The organism is Noviherbaspirillum sp. ST9 (genome assembly GCF_048799745.1).
Lineage (GTDB): Bacteria > Pseudomonadota > Gammaproteobacteria > Burkholderiales > Burkholderiaceae_D > Noviherbaspirillum.
In genome coordinates this window covers 355,343-372,092 of record NZ_JBLWFR010000001.1, presented here as the reverse complement: position 1 = coordinate 372,092, position 16,750 = coordinate 355,343, and the positions used below count along the sequence as shown (strand labels likewise).

18 protein-coding genes are annotated in these 16,750 nt (G+C 62.9%); 16 read left to right on the top strand and 2 right to left on the bottom strand.

The annotated features are described in order from the left end of the window. Nucleotides 1–7: 7 nt before the first annotated feature. Nucleotides 8–859 (top strand): diaminopimelate epimerase, encoded by an 852-nt coding sequence (gene dapF / locus ACNOHI_RS01815; protein WP_420472917.1) that lies wholly within the window; start codon nucleotides 8–10, stop codon nucleotides 857–859. A 4-nt stretch (nucleotides 860–863) separates the two neighbouring features. Here the strand turns inward: dapF and ACNOHI_RS01810 are convergent, their stop codons facing one another. Continuing rightward, complete coding sequence (locus tag ACNOHI_RS01810; protein ID WP_420472916.1) at nucleotides 864–2,363, bottom strand: tetratricopeptide repeat protein; 1,500 nt, start codon at nucleotides 2,361–2,363, stop codon at nucleotides 864–866. A 174-nt stretch (nucleotides 2,364–2,537) separates the two neighbouring features. On the opposite strand from ACNOHI_RS01810, the gene ACNOHI_RS01805 reads away from it, so the two are divergent. The 6 genes from ACNOHI_RS01805 to ACNOHI_RS01780 all read left to right on the top strand — a co-directional run bounded on the left by ACNOHI_RS01805 (nucleotide 2,538) and on the right by ACNOHI_RS01780 (nucleotide 8,132). Continuing rightward, nucleotides 2,538–3,536 (top strand): porin, encoded by a 999-nt coding sequence (locus tag ACNOHI_RS01805; protein ID WP_420472915.1) that lies wholly within the window; start codon nucleotides 2,538–2,540, stop codon nucleotides 3,534–3,536. 117 nt (nucleotides 3,537–3,653) lie between these two features. Further along, nucleotides 3,654–4,322: a DUF484 family protein gene (locus ACNOHI_RS01800; RefSeq protein WP_420472914.1), complete on the top strand. Its 669-nt coding sequence runs from the start codon at nucleotides 3,654–3,656 to the stop codon at nucleotides 4,320–4,322. Next, a complete protein-coding gene (gene xerC, locus ACNOHI_RS01795) occupies nucleotides 4,323–5,288 on the top strand; it encodes a tyrosine recombinase XerC (RefSeq protein WP_420472913.1) in 966 nt (321 codons plus the stop codon). Between the two features lie 26 nt (nucleotides 5,289–5,314). Beyond that, complete coding sequence (locus ACNOHI_RS01790) at nucleotides 5,315–6,517, top strand: class I SAM-dependent rRNA methyltransferase (RefSeq protein ID WP_420472912.1); 1,203 nt, start codon at nucleotides 5,315–5,317, stop codon at nucleotides 6,515–6,517. 91 nt (nucleotides 6,518–6,608) lie between these two features. Then, on the top strand, nucleotides 6,609–7,091 hold the full coding sequence (locus ACNOHI_RS01785) for a Fur family transcriptional regulator (protein WP_420472911.1): 483 nt from the start codon (nucleotides 6,609–6,611) through the stop codon (nucleotides 7,089–7,091). A gap of 6 nt (nucleotides 7,092–7,097) precedes the next feature. Then, entirely contained in the window at nucleotides 7,098–8,132 is a 1,035-nt protein-coding gene (locus tag ACNOHI_RS01780) for a CobW family GTP-binding protein (protein ID WP_420472910.1), read from the top strand. Between the two features lie 152 nt (nucleotides 8,133–8,284). Here the strand turns inward: ACNOHI_RS01780 and ACNOHI_RS01775 are convergent, their stop codons facing one another. Then, nucleotides 8,285–8,848: a hypothetical protein gene (locus tag ACNOHI_RS01775; protein ID WP_420473247.1), complete on the bottom strand. Its 564-nt coding sequence runs from the start codon at nucleotides 8,846–8,848 to the stop codon at nucleotides 8,285–8,287. Here ACNOHI_RS01775 and dksA point away from each other — a divergent pair. The 9 genes from dksA (at nucleotide 8,760) to hslV (ending at nucleotide 16,734) form a co-directional block, all read left to right on the top strand. Then, nucleotides 8,760–9,245 carry an RNA polymerase-binding protein DksA gene (gene dksA, locus ACNOHI_RS01770; protein WP_088705801.1) on the top strand — a complete coding sequence of 162 codons (486 nt, stop codon included), beginning with the start codon at nucleotides 8,760–8,762 and terminating at the stop codon, nucleotides 9,243–9,245. The two genes, ACNOHI_RS01775 and dksA, sit on opposite strands and share 89 nt — an antisense overlap. 117 nt (nucleotides 9,246–9,362) lie before the next feature. After that, nucleotides 9,363–10,025, top strand: coding sequence for an ABC transporter ATP-binding protein (locus ACNOHI_RS01765; RefSeq protein WP_420472909.1), 663 nt, complete (start codon nucleotides 9,363–9,365; stop codon nucleotides 10,023–10,025). Next, on the top strand, nucleotides 10,022–11,239 hold the full coding sequence (locus ACNOHI_RS01760; RefSeq protein ID WP_420472908.1) for an ABC transporter permease: 1,218 nt from the start codon (nucleotides 10,022–10,024) through the stop codon (nucleotides 11,237–11,239). Before ACNOHI_RS01765 ends, ACNOHI_RS01760 begins: the two co-directional genes overlap by 4 nt. A gap of 21 nt (nucleotides 11,240–11,260) precedes the next feature. Continuing rightward, entirely contained in the window at nucleotides 11,261–11,497 is a 237-nt protein-coding gene (locus tag ACNOHI_RS01755; protein ID WP_420472907.1) for a hypothetical protein, read from the top strand. A 41-nt stretch (nucleotides 11,498–11,538) separates the two neighbouring features. Continuing rightward, on the top strand, nucleotides 11,539–12,039 hold the full coding sequence (locus ACNOHI_RS01750; RefSeq protein ID WP_420472906.1) for a DUF3299 domain-containing protein: 501 nt from the start codon (nucleotides 11,539–11,541) through the stop codon (nucleotides 12,037–12,039). A 5-nt stretch (nucleotides 12,040–12,044) separates the two neighbouring features. After that, complete coding sequence (locus ACNOHI_RS01745) at nucleotides 12,045–12,383, top strand: hypothetical protein (protein ID WP_420472905.1); 339 nt, start codon at nucleotides 12,045–12,047, stop codon at nucleotides 12,381–12,383. A gap of 95 nt (nucleotides 12,384–12,478) precedes the next feature. Further along, nucleotides 12,479–14,482 (top strand): TonB-dependent receptor, encoded by a 2,004-nt coding sequence (locus ACNOHI_RS01740; protein WP_420472904.1) that lies wholly within the window; start codon nucleotides 12,479–12,481, stop codon nucleotides 14,480–14,482. Nucleotides 14,483–14,624: 142 nt separating this feature from the next. Further along, entirely contained in the window at nucleotides 14,625–16,073 is a 1,449-nt protein-coding gene (locus tag ACNOHI_RS01735) for a hypothetical protein (RefSeq protein ID WP_420472903.1), read from the top strand. A 124-nt stretch (nucleotides 16,074–16,197) separates the two neighbouring features. Continuing rightward, complete coding sequence (hslV, locus tag ACNOHI_RS01730; RefSeq protein ID WP_420472902.1) at nucleotides 16,198–16,734, top strand: ATP-dependent protease subunit HslV; 537 nt, start codon at nucleotides 16,198–16,200, stop codon at nucleotides 16,732–16,734. Nucleotides 16,735–16,750 lie beyond the last annotated feature (16 nt).

Genomic DNA, 16,750 nt, shown 5'->3' with positions numbered 1-16,750 from the left:
TCCGGTGATGAAGCTCAAATTCACCAAAATGCATGGCGCCGGCAATGATTTTGTCGTCATCGACGCGATCAGCCAGGACGTCCAGTTCACCCCGGAGCAGTGGAAAAAGCTGGCCGACCGCCGTTTCGGCGTCGGCGCGGACCAGATGCTCGTGGTCGAAAAAACCAGCTCGCCTGGCGTCGATTTCCGTTACCGTATCTACAACGCTGACGGTGGCGAAGTCGAGCAATGCGGCAACGGCGCACGCGCCTTCGTCAAATTCGTCACCGACAAGGGCCTGACCGGCAAGCGCGCGATCAAGGTCGAAACCATGGCCGGTGTCATCGAACCCCAGCTGGAAGCTGATGGCCGCATCACGGTAGACATGGGCGCCCCCATTCTCGAACCGGAGCGCGTCCCGTTTGACGCAGCAGGCCTCGATGGAAAGCGCGAAGGCGAGGACACGTTGTGGCCGCTGGAGACCAACGGCCGGACGACATGGATTTCCGTCGTATCGATGGGCAATCCACATGCGGTGCAAGTCGTCGACGCGGCGCAGACTGCTGCGGTACACCTCGACGGTCCGGTCATCGAACACCACCCGCGCTTTCCCAAGCGCGTGAATGCGGGCTTCATGGAGGTCATTGATCGCCATTCGATCAAGCTGCGTGTCTTCGAACGCGGCGCCGGCGAAACCCTGGCCTGCGGCACGGGCGCCTGTGCGGCGGTTGTTGCCGGCATCCGGCGCGGCCTGCTCGACTCACCCGTCAAGGTGTCGACGCTCGGCGGCGAGCTTTCGATTGCGTGGGCGGGAGTCGGGTCCCCGGTCATGATGACAGGCCCCGCTGTCAGCGTATTCGAAGGCGAAATCGACATCTGACGCGTTACGCCAGCGTCTTCAACCGGTAAAGGCGCTGGCGGAAATTTCCCTCTTCTCCCGCCGGCGCACGCTCGAACTTCGAGATCACGCGATCCAGCGTTGCCCGCTCTTCCGCCGTCTGCACCAGGATCAACCGCCGTTTGCTGTGCGGATGTTCCGCGCGCACATCCACGACCAGGCAATGTCCGCGATCGGCGGTCTTCGGGTCGACCAGCAAGGCTTCGGAACGCGACAGTCCGAAGCACGCCGCAAGCTCAAGGCGTGCCACGAGCAGTGACGCACGCTCCGCCACCGAACGCGACGTGCGCTGCAGGATGGCTTGTGCCCATGAAGCCGGCGTTGCGCGCGCGGCAATCCTTTCCAGCATGGGCACGGCCTCCGATACGCCCCGGGCCTGCGCCTTCAGCAACCAGTCGACCGCGAGCACGTCGTTCGCCGCCCCTTCATTTCTCGCGCGCCATGCCGCTACGCCGAGTTCATATTGCGCCATGCCATGGCCGGCAGCGGCAGCCTGCTCAAGGCAGTGCCGCGCTTCATCGGGATTGCGCTGGGCGCATTCCGGTTTCTGGTAGATCTTCGACAGCGCATACCATGCTTCCGGGCGTCCCTGCCCGGCGGCGAGGGACAGCCAGCGGATGGCGCGCTTGTAGTTTGCGGCCCCGGGCACCGCGCGCATCCGCTTACCCTCCGCGTCCATGCGCGCCAGCCAGAGCCCAAGCACGTATTGCGCCTGCGTGTCGCCGGTTTGTGCCGCCCATTCCAGCACGCGGGTGACGGCCGCAGGCTCACTCGCGCCATTGACGGCCATTGCATGGGCGGTACGCAGTACGAGCGCCACTTCCCGCTCCACGACAGCATCCGGAGTCGGCACAGTGGCGACCACATCATCGACGATCGGCCCCGCCCACTGAAGGAAACCGGCGAGGTCCCCCTGCGCCCAGGCGTGGTCCGCCATCGCATATCTCGCGTCGGCCACACCGCTGCGCGCGGCGCGCGCGGCCCATTCGAGCATCGCTTCGTTGTCGGCGCCATCCTGGCCGGCCGCCGGCCAGGTACTGGCGGAATCGGCCGGTCCCTGCCGCGCCGACTTTGCCAGCATCCACTGTGCCTCGGCGATGCCCGCATGCGCCGCTGCCTGCAAGGCGCGCAGGGCCTTGTTGCGCAACGCTTCGCTGACCGCTCCGCGTGGCTGGCCGAGCACCAGCTTCGCCAGCACGAGCCCCGCCTGCGCAATGCCGGCGTCAAAGGCGCGCTCGTACCACATGAGAAGCGTGCCCGGCCGCGTCGCGCTTTGCGCGATTTCGAAGGGAACGTGCTGCCCGATCAACATCCAGGCATCGGCTTCTTCCTGCTGCGCGGCGCGGTCGAGCCAGTAGAGCGCAGTCGGCAGACTTTTCGGCAGCCCGGCGCCACCGAACAGATAGCGCTTCCCGAGTTTCAACTGTGCCGCCGCCTCGCCGGCCCGCGCGGCGCGGATGATGAGGAGGTCTTCGCGGTTTGCCATGCTGTTTTCCGCCAATACCCGTAGAGGTGCAATAAAGTGGCCAAAAAGCCACATTCCTGCGCGCAGCGTTCGTCCCCGGCCTATCCCTTGACCAATTTCTCGCACGCTCCTGTCCGATCGCCTATGCTGAAAATCCGGGGATCATTCAGCGTTTCAACCTGTCTGGGAGCCAACATGCAACGGCCATTACTTGCCATAACAACATGTAGTGCGCTTTTCCTTGTGACCGGCAACGTTCTTGCGCAGACATCCCTGACCCTCTATGGCATCGTCGACGCCGGCGTCGTCTACGAGCGAGGCGGCGCGACCGGCAGTCTTACCAAATTGACCAGCGGCGTCCAATCCGGTTCGCGACTCGGGTTCAAAGGAATGGAAGATCTCGGTGGCGGGCTGTCGGCGAAGTTCACACTGGAAGCGGGCTTCAACACCGACACCGGCACGCTCGGCCAGGGCGGCCTGCTATTCGGCCGGCAGGCGTGGGTTGGCCTGGGCAGTCGCTGGGGCGATGTCAGCGTCGGACGGCAATATACGCCGCACTACCTGCTCCTCGACCAGATCGATCCTTTCGGTACCGGACTCGCCGGCAACTCGACCAACCTGATGTCGACCGCGACGCGGATGAACAATACCGTCAAGCTCGCTACGCCGACCTGGGGCGGTTTCACCGGTGAACTCGCGTACGGCTTCGGCGAAGTGGCAGGCGACAACACCGCGAACCGGCAAATCGGTGCATCCCTCGGCTACGCTAGCGGCCCGCTGGTCCTGAAGGTCGCGCACCAGCGCGTCGAAGACGGCACGGGCACCGACAATGCCCGAAATACGCTCCTTGGCGGCAGGTTTGATTTCGGTGTGGCGGCAGCCAGCCTGGGTGTCGGACTCAATCGCGGACAGGGCACAACGGACAACCGGGACTACATGCTCGGCGTCACGGTTCCGGTAGGACCGGGCGCCCTGCTCGCCTCCTTCACCCGCAAGGACGACCGCAGCGGACTCAACGCCGACGCCGACCAGTGGGCGCTCGGCTATACCCATCCTTTGTCGCGGCGGACCAACCTCTACACGTCCTTTGCGCGCATCAACAACGATCCGGGAGCAGGTTTCACGGTCGGCAATGCCACGGAGCCCGGCTCCGGGGACAAGGCGTTCAATATCGGCATCCGCCACAAGTTCTGACGCGCGGCGAGCCTGGCCGCAGCCTTTCGATTGCCGCATCCCTGCGGCAACGCGGCTCCTTTGTCGGTTAAAATCACGGCTTGGCCCGCGGGCCGCGACCAACCCTGATCTGCGCATATGACCTACCAACTGGACTCCAACGCCGTTGCCGATTTCCTTTCTGACAATCCGCATTTTTTTGAAGAGCACAGCGAGTTGCTTTCGCGCGTCAAGCTGACCAGCCCGGTCGCCGGACGCGCCGTCTCGCTGCAGGAACGCCAGATGGAAGTCCTGCGCGACAAGATCAAGGTGCATGAAATGCGCCTTGCGGAGTTGCTGCGCATCGCACAGGAAAACGATGCGATCACGCAGAAGTTCCACCTGTGGACGCGCTCGCTGCTGCTCGCGCGCAATGACGTCGACATGCCGCATACGCTGGTAAGCGGCTTGCAATCGATCTTTTCGGTGCCGCACGCGACGCTGCGCATCTGGGGCGTGGCCGAAGAATTCGCGCACACATGGTTCGCCGCCGATGTCTCGGACGATGCCAAGATTTTCTGCAACGGCCTGACTACGCCGTATTGCGGTCCCAACCAGGACTTCGAAGCGGCAACCTGGATCGACGAGGCGGAATCCGTCCAGTCGATCGCCATGCTGCCGCTGCGCCTCGCCGACGTACCGGAAGCCTTCGGCCTGCTGGTGCTGGGATCACCGGACCCGCAGCGCTTCAGCGCCGACATGGCCACCGATTTCCTGTCGAAGATCAGCGAGACCGCCAGCGCGGCCCTGACCTGCCTGCTGGACTAAGTGAGCAGCGAGAACAACCGGGCGCACGTCGCCCGCTATCTCGAACACCTGGAAAAGCAGCGCAAACTGTCGCTGCATACCGTGCGCAACTACGGCCGCGACTTGGGCGACCTGCTGGCGTTTGCGGAAGCGATTCCGAGCAAGCCGGCCCTCAATGCGATCACGCAATTCCACATCCGCAAGCTCGCCGCGCAGATGCATGCGCAGGGGCTGAATGGGCGCTCCATCGCGCGCAAGCTGTCGGCATGCCGCGGCTTCTTCGACTGGCTGGCGGAATCCGAAACGATCGCGGCCAATCCGGTTGACGGCGTCAAGGCCCCGAAGCGCGATAAACCGCTGCCCAAGGCGCTCTCTCCCGACGACGCGGTACGCGTGGTATCGGAATCGCGGCCCGGTCGCGATGCGCAATCGGCGAGCGAGCTGTGCAACCGCGCCATGTTCGAACTGCTCTACTCCAGCGGTTTGCGCGTATCGGAACTGGCCGGCCTCGACGTGCATTATGCGAAGGAAGATCGCTACGAATCCGCGGGATGGCTGCATGTCGAGGACCACGAAGTCGAGGTCACCGGCAAGGGCAGCAAGCGGCGCCGCGTTCCGGTTGGCCAGCCGGCAATGCAAGCGATTGCGGCCTGGCTCGCCGTACGCGACACGCTGGTGAAACTGGATCCGCATCCTCTCTTCCTCACCGAACGCGGCACGCGCATGTCACCGCGCGTCATCCAGTTGCGGCTGAAGGCACATGCGCAGGCGCTGGGCATTCCGGCCAACGTCCATCCGCACGTGTTGCGTCATTCGTTCGCGTCGCATGTGCTGCAGTCGTCCGGCGATCTGCGCGCAGTTCAGGAAATGCTGGGACATGCATCGATCGCGGCGACGCAGGTCTACACCTCGCTCGACTTCCAGCGCCTCGCGCAGGTATATGATGCCGCCCATCCGCGCGCCAAGAAGTCAACGACTGAAAAATAAGCACTACCTCTAATTCGGAATACCCCATGCTGACCATTACCCTCAAACCGGGCAAGGAAAAAAGCCTCCTGCGCCGCCATCCCTGGATCTTCCCGACAGCCATCGAACGCATCGAAGGCAAGCCGGAAGAGAAGAACAAAGCCGGCGCCACCGCACTCGTGCGCTCGGCCACCGGACAATTCCTGGCCCGTGCCGCGTACAGTCCGAAGTCGCAGATTCGTGCGCGTGTGTGGAGCTTTGACGAAAACGAAGCGATCGACCACGCCCTGATCAAGCGGCGCGTGAAAAAGGCGGTCGCGTACCGCATGCAGGCCGTGCGCGACACCGATGCCATCCGCCTGATCTTCGGCGAGGCCGACGGCTTTCCAGGCCTGGTCGTCGACTGGTACGCCGGCAAGCAGGGACATTTGGTCTGCCAGTTCCAGTCGGCAGGCGTCGAGGCATGGAAAGCGCCGATCGTGCAGGCGCTGATAGCGGAAACGGGATGCCCCAACGTCTACGAGCGCTCGGACGCGAGTGTACGCGAGCGCGAAGGCCTGCCGCTGGTCACCGGAACGCTGGCCGGCGATGAACCAGGCGACGAAACGCCGGTCACCGAAAACGGCGTGCGCTATGCAGTGGACATCAAGACCGGCCACAAGACCGGCTTTTACATCGACCAGCGCGACAACCGCCGGATGGTCATGGAACAAGCCGCCGGCCGCGACGTGCTGAACTGCTTCTGCTATACCGGCGGCTTCTCGCTGGCGGCCCTGAAAGGCGGCGCGAAGAGTGTCGTCTCGATCGACTCCTCCGGCGAAGCGCTGGCCATCGGCAAGCGCAACGTCGAGCTGAACGGTTTCGATGCCTCCCGGGCGGAGTGGTGGGACGCGGACGTGTTCAAGACGCTGCGCGCCTTGCGCGAGCAGGGAAAGTCCTTCGACCTGATCGTGCTCGATCCGCCGAAGTTCGCCGCCTCCCCCGACCAGGTCGAGCGCGCCGCGCGTGCCTACAAGGACATTAACCTGATCGGCCTGCAATTGCTGCGCGAGAACGGGCTGCTGTTCACCTACTCCTGCTCGGGTGCAATCAGTGCCGACCTGTTCCAGAAGATCGTCGCGGGCGCAGCCAACGATGCAAAGGTGGACGCACGCATCCTGCGCCGCCTGCATGCCGGCGTGGACCATCCAATGACCACCAGCTTCCCCGAGGGCGAGTACCTGAAGGGCTTGATGCTGCACAAGCCCTGAGGAAAAGAACATTGCCATCGCGTCAATTTTTGCAACTCGATTGCAAATTTGCGTCATAATTTTCCATCACGTTTTTCCACGCAATGTGTTCATGAGCAGCAAAGCCAAGCCTGAAACGCGGACCAACCGGAAGCCATCGGATTCCGCCGTGCGTGCCGAAGCGCAATTGCGCGGCGCGTCCGTGCGCATCACCGACGCGCGGGTCAAGGTGCTGGCTGCGCTGCTGGACGCCGAGCGCGCGTTCTCGCACCAGGATGTGCAGGAAGCCTTTGCCGAGATGGATCGCGTGACGCTCTATCGCGCGCTGGACTGCCTCACCGATGCGGGACTGGCGCACAAGATCGCCGGCGACGATCGCGTGTTCCGCTACAGCGCCGGTGCGGAGCACAGCAGCGAACCGCATCACCAGCACGGACACTTCAAATGCACGCGCTGCTCCAAGGTGTTCTGCCTCGACAGCATCGCGGAAGCGGAAACGCTGCAGAACGCCTTGCAGCAATCGCTGGGCAAGGGCTTCCGCAGCCACGACATCGAATTCACGATCAAAGGATGGTGCGCGGACTGCGCCCACTGAGCTCCCATGAAACTTGTTCCCGCAACGATCCTCACCGGCTTCCTCGGCGCCGGCAAGACCACCCTGCTCAACCGTATCCTGCGCGAGCCGCACGGCCATCGCATCGCGGTGATCGAGAACGAGTTCGGCGAGGAAAACATCGACAACGAGATCCTCGTCCAGGACAGCAACGAGCAGATCGTCGAGATGAGCAACGGCTGCATCTGCTGTACCGTGCGCGGCGACCTGATCGTCGCGCTGGGCGCGCTGGCGCAGAAGCGCAATGACGGCGAACTCGACTTCGACCACGTGGTGATCGAAACCACCGGACTGGCCAACCCGGGACCGGTGGCGCAAACCTTCTTCATGGACGACGAGGTCGCCACCAGTTACATGCTGGATGCCGTCATCACCGTCGTCGACGCCAAGCACGCGATGATGCAACTGGATGAGCATGAGGAAGCACAGCGACAGGTCGGCTTCGCGGACCGCCTGCTGCTATCGAAGACCGACCAGGTCGGCAGTGACGAGGTGGAGACGTTGAGCGTCCGCCTCAGGCGCGTGAACCCGCGCGCGCCGATCTCGAAGGTCGATTTCGGCAAGATCGCGATCAGCGAAGTGCTGGACCTGCGCGGCTTCAACCTGAACGACAAAATCGAAATCGATCCCGACTTCCTGGCCGAGGAAGAACACGAGCATCACGAATGCGGCGAGCACTGTGGCCACGATCATCACCACCATGGACACAAGCACTCGAACCATACGGACGACATCGCCGCCTTTGTCTTCCGCAGCGACCGCCCTTTCGATACGGCGCGTCTGGACGAATTCCTGGGCAGCATTGTGCAGGTCTTCGGTCCGCGCATGCTGCGCTACAAGGGTGTCTTATGGATGGATGGTGCCGACCGCAAGGTGGTGTTCCAGGGCGTCCATCAGTCCATGGGAACGGATATCGGTGCGAAGTGGGCAGACGGCGAAGCACGCGGCAGCAAAATGGTGTTTATTGGAAAGAATCTCCCGAAAGAAACATTTATTAGCGGTTTGGAACAGTGTTTGGTATAAACTATTGAACAAGTATTGATGTAGATTCAAGCAGTGGAGGTAGTCGTTTGGCAAGATGCGTCGACTAAAGTCGCGCGACGCCCGATGGTATCCAAGCCTGCCTGAAATCGGCGGGAGACGGTTTTCGGGCGCGGATCGACAGTTCGGGCGGTTCATAATAATGAGGGGACCATGAACGCAACCGTGACGAGATCCGCTACCAAGAACGCATCGGCAAAAAGCGTCAGCAAGACGGCGGCAAAGACCGTCGAACCGGCCAAGGGCAAGACAGCCGCCAAGCCGGCAACCAAGTCGATACTGAAAGCGGTTGCGGGAAAAGTGGCAAAGACCGTCGCAAACGCCCTGAAACCCGCCGCCAAAACCGCCTCCTCATCAATAAAAGCCATTGCCAAACAAGGTAAAACCACGGTAAAAAGCAGTGTAAAACCAGCGGTAAAGCCGGACACCGAGAGTGCTGGCACCGCGAAGATAGTACCGGCCGCAACAAGGGCTGCCGCCGCCAAGGGGGCAGCACCGAAGACGGCCAAGGGAGCAACAGCATCGAAGAAGACTTCGAGCCAGCGTTCCAAGGAGACATCCGGCGTGACCATGAGCAGCAGCAATGCAGGCGCCGGGTTAACAGATAAAATGGAAAAACCCGTAGTTTCGAAAGTAAGCGAAGTGGCTACCAAAACAACTAAACCGACCGCCGCCCCAGCTGAGGGCCGACTGCTCACCGAAGAGGAAATCCTCAAGATGAGCGACAAGGACTACATGAACGAGGCGCAGCTTGCCTTCTTCAAGGCGCGACTGCAGCAGCTCGAACGTGACCTGCTCAAGAACGCCGGCGAAACCACGGAACACCTGCGCGAAACCGTGCTCGTTCCCGATCCGGCCGACCGCGCCACGATCGAGGAAGAACATGCACTGGAACTGCGCACGCGCGACCGTGAGCGCAAGCTGCTGAAAAAAGTGCAGCAGGCCATCGTCAGCATCGATGCCGGCGAATACGGCTGGTGCGAAGAGACTGGCGAGCCGATCGGCATCCCCCGCCTGCTGGCCCGCCCCACGGCCACGCTGTCGCTCGAAGCGCAGCAACGCCGGGAGCTGAAGCAAAAGCTGTACGGCGACTGACCCGGCAGCGGTTTCTTCACCGATCCAGACAAGCGCACGATTCGTCGTGCGCTTGTTTGCTTTTGGGCTCAGTCTCGCCCCGCGCTGTTCCCTTGTTGATCACGATATAATGCAACTATGTTGCAAATATCCGGACTGACCTATCGCTATCCCAACGCCACGGACATCCAGTTGTCCGTGCCCGCCTTCTCCCTCGACAAAGGGGAGCACGCCATCATCATCGGCCCTTCCGGTTGCGGCAAATCGACCTTGCTGCACCTGCTGGCGGCGATCCTGTCGCCGCAGCAAGGCAAAGTACACGTCGCCGGGGTTGACCTGCGCACGCTGTCCCCGCGCGTTGCCGATGCCTGGCGCGGCAGCACCGTCGGCTTCCTGCCGCAGAAGCTGGCCCTCGTGCCCAGCCTGACTGTCGGTGAGAACCTGTTGGTGGCTGCCTATGCGAACGGACGGACAGCCGATGCCGGCAGAGCGGGCGATGTCCTGCGCGCGCTTGGCCTTGGCGAGAAGATCAATGCGAAGCCTCACCAGCTCAGCCAGGGCCAGCAACAGCGCGTCGCCATTGCCCGCGCCCTGTTCAACCGCCCCGCGCTCCTGCTCGCCGACGAGCCCACCGCTAATCTCGACGACGATGCCTGTGCCGCAGTCATTGATTTACTGAAGGCCCAGGCCCGCGACAATGGCGCGTCGCTGGTCATCGCGACCCATGACGCGCGCGTGCTTACCGCACTGCCCGCCGCCAAGGTGCTGCGGCTGGAGCGCCTCGCAAGGGAGACGGCATGAAGCACCTCAACGCCTTCACGCTGTCCCTGAAGTCGCTGCGCCACAAACCCCTCTCGACCGCGGTCAACCTGATCCTCATGGCAGTCGGCGTGGCGATGATGACGTTTGTGCTGTCCGCCTCGCAGCAACTGGAGGAAAAGGCCCTGCGCGACGCCCGCGGCATCGACCTGGTCGTCGGCGCGAAAGGCTCGCCACTGCAGCTGATCCTGTCGTCTATCTACCATATCGACATCCCGACCGGGAACATTCCCCTCGCCGCGCAGGCAACGCTGCAGCAGAACCGGCTGGTGAAGAAAGTGATCCCGCTGGCGCTGGGTGACAGCTTCCAGGGCTTCCGCATCGTCGGCACGACGCCGGATTACATTGCGCATTACGACGGCACCCTGGCACAGGGAAAGATGTTCGACGCCCCCATGCAGGTGGTCCTCGGGGCACAGGCGGCGGCCCGAACCGGATTGGCGACAGGCTCGCGATTCGTGGGTTCGCATGGGCTGTCGGGAAGCGGCGACGGCCACGGCGACGCACCGTTCACCGTGGCAGGCGTCCTCAAGCCGACGGGCACGGTGCTCGACCGGCTGGCGCTGACCTCCGTCGAGTCGGTGTGGCACGTGCATGAAGTCGCGCATGGCATCGATCCCGAAGACAAGGAAGAAAAAGCGGCCATGGACGAAGAGCGTGAGCTGACCTCCCTGCTGGTCCAGTATGCGTCGCCGCTGGCAGCCGCAATGCTGCCCCGCGCGGTCAACAGCCAGCCTGAGCTGCAGGCGGCGCAGCCTGCCTTCGAATCGGCCAAGCTGTTCCGCATGCTTGGCGTCGGCGTCGACGTATTGCGCGGCATTGCAGCCATCATGCTGCTGTCCGCCGCGCTGTCGATGTTTGTCGCACTGTACAGTGCGCTGGAAGAACGCAAGACCGACCTTGCCGTCCTGCGCACGCTCGGCGCGCCGCCGCGCAAGCTGCTGTCGCTGCTGCTGGTCGAAGGATTGCTGCTTGCCTTCTCCGGCGCCGTGCTTGGCTGGATTGCAGGGCACGCCGCCCTGGATATCCTTGGCCGGATCGTTTCAGACGATCAGAACCTGTCCCTCTCCGGCTGGTACGTGGCTTCGGCGGAGGCGTGGCTGCTGCCTGTCGCGCTGGCCATCGGCCTGGCTGCCGCAGTACTGCCCGCTGTACGCGCCTACCGTACCGATATCGCAACGACCTTGTCCCATTGAATGTTTTTCCAGGAGAACGATTTGAAGCGCTTGCTGTCCCTGTTACTGGCCATCGCATCCCTTGCCGCGCAAGCCAAGGAAGACCCCGCGCACAGGAAAGCCATGATCGAGCAGCACAAGGCGATCGCGGCCGCGCATCAAGCGGCGGCACAATGCCTGTCCTCAGGCAAGGACGAGGAAGCCTGCCATGCCGAACTGGCAAATGCCTGCAAGGGCCTCGCCATCGGTAAACTGTGCGGGGCCAAGCACAAGCATTAACCCGGCCGGGCCCGTGACCGGCTTATTTTTATGGAGGTGTCATGAAGACATCCTTGCGTCGACTACTCATTGCAATTCTTGCTGCGCCCACCCTGGCGCTTGCGCAAGGTGTCCCTGGCGGGGGCCACGTGCCTCCCCCCAACGCACCGCCGCCGCCGATGCAGCCGCTGCCGGAAATCAAGGGCGTGGTGTCCTGGAACACACTGGCCAAGGTCAAGCAGATCAAGACCAAGGACCGCATCCTTCCCGAATTCTCGAAGGAAATCACCGCCCTCGACAACACCGAAATCAAGGTGCAGGGCTTCATGATGCCGCTCGAACCGGGCGAGAAGCAGAAGCACTTCCTGATTTCGCTCACGCCGCAGTCCTGCAACTTCTGCCTGCCCGCCGGTCCCGAAGGCGTGGTGGAAGTGAAGACGAAGACGCCGGTCAAATACACCTTCGATCCGGTCATCGTTTCCGGCAAGATGACGGTGTTGAAGGACGATCCGATGGGCCTGTATTACCGCCTGACCGACGCCTCGCCGGTATCGCTGAAATAATTCGCATGCACGCCGCGCGCCCAGTCCTGCACCTGCGCACCGCCGCCACCGTCCTGCTGATGGCGGTGCTGCTGTTGGCGCAATGGGCGGGTCTTGCGCACCGCGTGAACCACAGCCCTCTTGGCGCCCTGCACCTGGAGGCGTCAAATAACAGCACCTCGGAAGAAGGCAGCCACTCCTGCGTCGCCTTCGACGCCGCGGCCGTCGCCGATGCCATCTCCCTTTTGCCTTTCGCCGCGCCCCCCATGGCAAGCGCAGAGGTCTTTGCGCTCTGGACGGCTTTCGCCTCGTGGGATGCGCCGCTCGCCCTGCCGTTTTCTTCCCGCGCCCCGCCCGTTTCCTGATGCGTCGCTTCGACGCGTGATCGACATCTTTTTCGACGCTCGCCGGCGTTTCATGCGCCGGCGAACGCTGTCCTTCATCCTTTTCAGGAATCACCATGACCATGCAAGCTGCATTGGTGGCGAGCGCCGTTCTGCCTGCGCTCGCCGCCTTCCCCCTTTCCGCCCTCGCTCAGGATAAATGCCTACCCGAGGTCGTCGTCACTGCGACGCCATTCGGCAACAGCGAGAGCAGTCAATTGCTGACACCCGCGCGCGTCCTGTCCGGAACCGAACTGCGCAACAAGCTTGGCGCTTCCCTCGGTGACGTCCTTTCGAGCGAACCCGGCGTCACTGCGTCGGGCTTTGGCGCGGGCGCATCGCGCCCGATCATTCGCGGACTCGAAGGCCCGCGCGTGAAGATCCTGCAGAACGGCATGACCGTCTCGGACCTGTCCGCGCTGTCGAACGACCATGCTGTCGCCTCGGAGACGGCGACCGCACGCCAGATCGAAGTGCTTCGCGGGCCCGCGGCACTACTCTATGGCTCCGGCGCCATTGGCGGGGTAATCAACGTCGTCAACGACCGCATCCCGACCGAATTGCTGCCTTCGCCGAGCGGAATGGCTGAGACGCGCGCGGGATATGGCAACCGCGAGCGCAGTGCTTCATTCTCCGCGGATGGAGCCAGTGGCAGCATTGCCCTGCACCTGGATGGCAGCGCGCGCAACACCGGCGACTACCGCATCCCGGGCTTCGCTGCGCGCGACGACGCAAGCTCGGCCTCGGGCAGGCTGCCCTCCTCCTTCACGCGCGCGCGCGACGTCGGCTTCGGCGCATCGCACGTCGCGAACTGGGGATACATCGGCGCATCCGTCGCCAACCGCGAAGACCGATACGGCATACCGACCGAGGAAAAGAGCTTCATCGACTTGCAACAGACGCGCCTCGATGGCGATGCGATGATCCTGCGTCCGTTCGACCTGGCCGAGTCGGTCCGGGTGCGTGCGGGAGCCACCGATTACAAGCACACCGAGAAAGAGCAGGACGGCACACCCGCCGCCAACTTCAGCAACAAAGCCGTCGAAACGCGTTGGGAGCTGGCACACCGCGCACTCGGCGGTTGGCGGGGCACCTTGGGGCTGCATAGCGAGCACAGCAGGTTTGCCGCGCTGTCGGCGGAAACCGGGCGCCCCGATACCGTCCCCGTCACACGATCGTCGTCGCTGGCGGCGTATCTGGTCGAGGAACGCGACTTCGGCCCGGTGCGCGGCAGTGCTGGCGTGCGGCTGGAGTCGGTCAAGCGCAATCCGGACGCTGCTTCGGCTCCGGATCGCCGTTTCGACCTCCTGTCGTATTCGGTGGGCGGTGCCTGGACGTTCATTCCAGGCTACAGCCTTGGGGGCATTGTCTCGATTGCGCAACGCGCACCCAATGCGGAAGAGCTCTATTCAAATGGCCCGCATGAGGCAACCGGCACCGTTGACATCGGCGATGCTGCACTGCAAAAAGAACGCTCCCGCAACCTCGAACTGGCGCTGCAAAAGACACAAGGGTCCGTGCGCTGGAAGCTCAACCTGTTCGAAAACAAGGCCAGGGATTTCATCTACGGCCGGCTGGACGGCGCTACGGTGGATGCGGACGGACTGGATAATCCGGATGGCCAGTTCACGCGCCGCTTCTGGGCCCAGGAACGGGCCACGATCCGCGGTGCGGAAGCCGAGTGGAGCATCAACTTGCGCGGCGAAGGTCCCTCGCTGCGCATGTTTGCCGACACGTCGCGTGGAAAACTGGACACTGCCGGCCACCTCCCGCTGCAGCCCGCCACGCGTGCCGGCATCGACGCCGGGTACCGGCGAGGGCCGTTGCAGGCCGGCGCATCGGTAATGCGGGTACGCGCGCAGGAGAGGCTGGCCGTTTTTGAGGCGCTGGCCACGCCCGGGTACACGCAACTCGATGCGCATCTTTCCTACTCCGTGCGTGATGGCGCTATGAACTGGACATGGTTCATCCTTGCGAAAAACCTGCTCGACAAGGACATCCGCCTGTCAACCTCGCTGCTGCGGAATGTTGCACCGCAACCTGGACGCAACGTCGTCGTTGGCATTCGCACACAATTCTGAACGACCGTGCCGGCTTGCCTCGGGTTTGACAAACGTCCCCCGTCCCGTTGTAATGGCAAGTCGGCATGCTAATTGTGTTACCTTAGAAATCACCGCTCCGCGCCTTCGGCGACGAGCGCAGAACAGTCATCTCAGGGAAAACGTGGGGATTTTTTCGCTTTTCGGGAAGAAGGACAGTCGCCAGGCCAAGCCTGCCGACAAGGATTCCTCTCGGTCGAAGAAGCCGGCAGGCACCTCCGCATCCACCACCGCGCGGACGACCAGCTCCGCATCCTCGCGCGTACCGACCGTCAAGCGCGACGCCAAGACCGCACTGGCGACCGCGCTGAAAATTGACGCCATCGAATCCGAGATGTCCTCCGAATTCGTGAGCATTACGACCCAGCCGCCGACCACACAACAGAAAAAACCGCCGCCCGCTCCCCCCGTCAAACCGAAAGCCGCGCCATTGCAGGACAAACCCCGCGCCGATTCGAAAAAAACCGAGCCGGCGGTGGAAGAAGCGAGCCTGCAAACGCTGACGACGGGAATGGGCACCACCACCGATTTCCTTCTCGCCGGGCAGACCGCCGTCGTCGACATGGCCGCGCCCGCCTCCGATGCTGCGGCCGTCATTGAAGAAGCGGCCATCATGTACGCCAACGGGCAGTCCGACGTCGTCGAGCAAATGCTGAAGACGGCCATCGAGGAAGACCTGCTGGGCGATCTCACCCGCAACGCGTGGTGGATGCTGTTCGATCTGTACCAGATCACCGGCAAGAAGCAGGAATTCGAAAACCTTTCGATCGACTTTGCCAGCAAGTTTGAAACCTCGCCGCCCGGCTGGATCGAATCGAGCCGGGATGAAGCGCATACCGCACCTCAAGCATCCGGCGCGACACCCATGGTTCCCTTCTCCGGCAAGCTCGATGCGTCGTGCATCAAGCAGGTCGAGCGCGCGCAGAAACTTGGCGAGAACTACCGCGCCCTGCGGCTCGAATTCGCGAAGGTGACGCAAGCCACGACGGAAGGCTGCACCCTGCTGCTCGGCCTGTTCAGGAAGCTGCAGAAAACCGAGCACGACCTGATCCTCGTCGGCGCACCGGAACTGGCCACGAAGATCCGCGCGATCATCGAAACCGGACGGCGCGAAGACACCGAGGATTCCTGGCTGCTGCTGCTCGAGATTCTGCGCCTGCTGAACCGGGAAAAGGAATTCGAGGAAACCAGCATCGATTACTGCGTGACCTTCGAAGTCTCGCCGCCGGCCTTTGTCGCCCCCAAGAGCAAAATCACGACCGCGAGCGCGGAAACGGCACCCCATACGAAGGCAAGCGAAGGCTACGCCATGCCCGCCATCGTCGAGGGCAAGATCGACAACCTGATCCTCGCTATCGCCGCCTACTCCGACGAACACAGTCCCGCCATCATCGACTGTTCCAATCTCCAGCGGGTGGACTTCAACGCCGCCGGACGCCTCCTGACAGGCCTGGGCCCGTTCTGTGGCATGGGCAAGACCATCGAATTCCACAACGTCAATCACCTTGTTGCCGAACTGTTCAGTGTCATCGGGCTCAAGGACATCGCCCGTATCGTTCCCCGCAAGAATTGACCGGGGCGGCCACGCCGCTTTTTGTCTCCCGCCCGCCTTGTAATCCGGCACCGCGCCCACATCTGCGGTGGAATACCCGTTGCGGTTGCGCATTCATGCCACCCGCATTTCACCAGAGGAAAGCATGGAACAATTTCATGGCACTACCATCCTGTCCGTCCGCCGCGGCAACGTCGTCGCACTGGGAGGCGATGGACAAGTAACGCTCGGCAATATCGTGATGAAGGGCAGCGCCCGCAAGGTCCGCAAGCTGTACCAGGGCAAGGTGCTTGCCGGTTTCGCAGGTGGCACGGCAGATGCATTCACCTTGATCGAGCGCTTCGAAGCCAAACTCGAAAAGCACCAGGGCAATCTCATGCGTGCTTCGGTCGAACTGGCCAAGGATTGGCGCACCGACCGCATGCTGCGCCGTCTGGAGGCAATGCTGCTGGTGGCGGATCGTGAATCGACGCTGATCATCACCGGCAACGGCGACGTGCTGGAACCGGAGAGCGGGATTGGCGCCATCGGCTCCGGCGGTGCTTACGCGCAGTCCGCCGCGAAGGCCCTGCAGGAGAACACCGACCTGCCCCCTGTCGAGATCGTGAAGAAAGCGCTCACCGTCGCCGGCGAACTTTGCATCTATACCAACCTGTCGCACACCATCGAAACCCTCGAGTAACGCGCACGAACCAGGC

Coding starts and splice junctions, on each gene's coding strand:
- ACNOHI_RS01740 (WP_420472904.1), top strand. CDS start 12,479: ATGACCATGCAAGCTGCATTGGTGGCGAGCGCCGTTCTGCCTGCGCTC.
- ACNOHI_RS01750 (WP_420472906.1), top strand. CDS start 11,539: ATGAAGACATCCTTGCGTCGACTACTCATTGCAATTCTTGCTGCGCCC.
- ACNOHI_RS01790 (WP_420472912.1), top strand. CDS start 5,315: ATGCTGACCATTACCCTCAAACCGGGCAAGGAAAAAAGCCTCCTGCGC.
- hslV (WP_420472902.1), top strand. CDS start 16,198: ATGGAACAATTTCATGGCACTACCATCCTGTCCGTCCGCCGCGGCAAC.
- ACNOHI_RS01765 (WP_420472909.1), top strand. CDS start 9,363: ATGTTGCAAATATCCGGACTGACCTATCGCTATCCCAACGCCACGGAC.
- ACNOHI_RS01785 (WP_420472911.1), top strand. CDS start 6,609: ATGAGCAGCAAAGCCAAGCCTGAAACGCGGACCAACCGGAAGCCATCG.
- ACNOHI_RS01805 (WP_420472915.1), top strand. CDS start 2,538: ATGCAACGGCCATTACTTGCCATAACAACATGTAGTGCGCTTTTCCTT.
- dapF (WP_420472917.1), top strand. CDS start 8: ATGAAGCTCAAATTCACCAAAATGCATGGCGCCGGCAATGATTTTGTC.
- dksA (WP_088705801.1), top strand. CDS start 8,760: ATGGAAAAACCCGTAGTTTCGAAAGTAAGCGAAGTGGCTACCAAAACA.
- ACNOHI_RS01810 (WP_420472916.1), bottom strand. CDS start 2,363: ATGGCAAACCGCGAAGACCTCCTCATCATCCGCGCCGCGCGGGCCGGC.
- ACNOHI_RS01800 (WP_420472914.1), top strand. CDS start 3,654: ATGACCTACCAACTGGACTCCAACGCCGTTGCCGATTTCCTTTCTGAC.
- ACNOHI_RS01780 (WP_420472910.1), top strand. CDS start 7,098: ATGAAACTTGTTCCCGCAACGATCCTCACCGGCTTCCTCGGCGCCGGC.
- ACNOHI_RS01760 (WP_420472908.1), top strand. CDS start 10,022: ATGAAGCACCTCAACGCCTTCACGCTGTCCCTGAAGTCGCTGCGCCAC.
- ACNOHI_RS01745 (WP_420472905.1), top strand. CDS start 12,045: ATGCACGCCGCGCGCCCAGTCCTGCACCTGCGCACCGCCGCCACCGTC.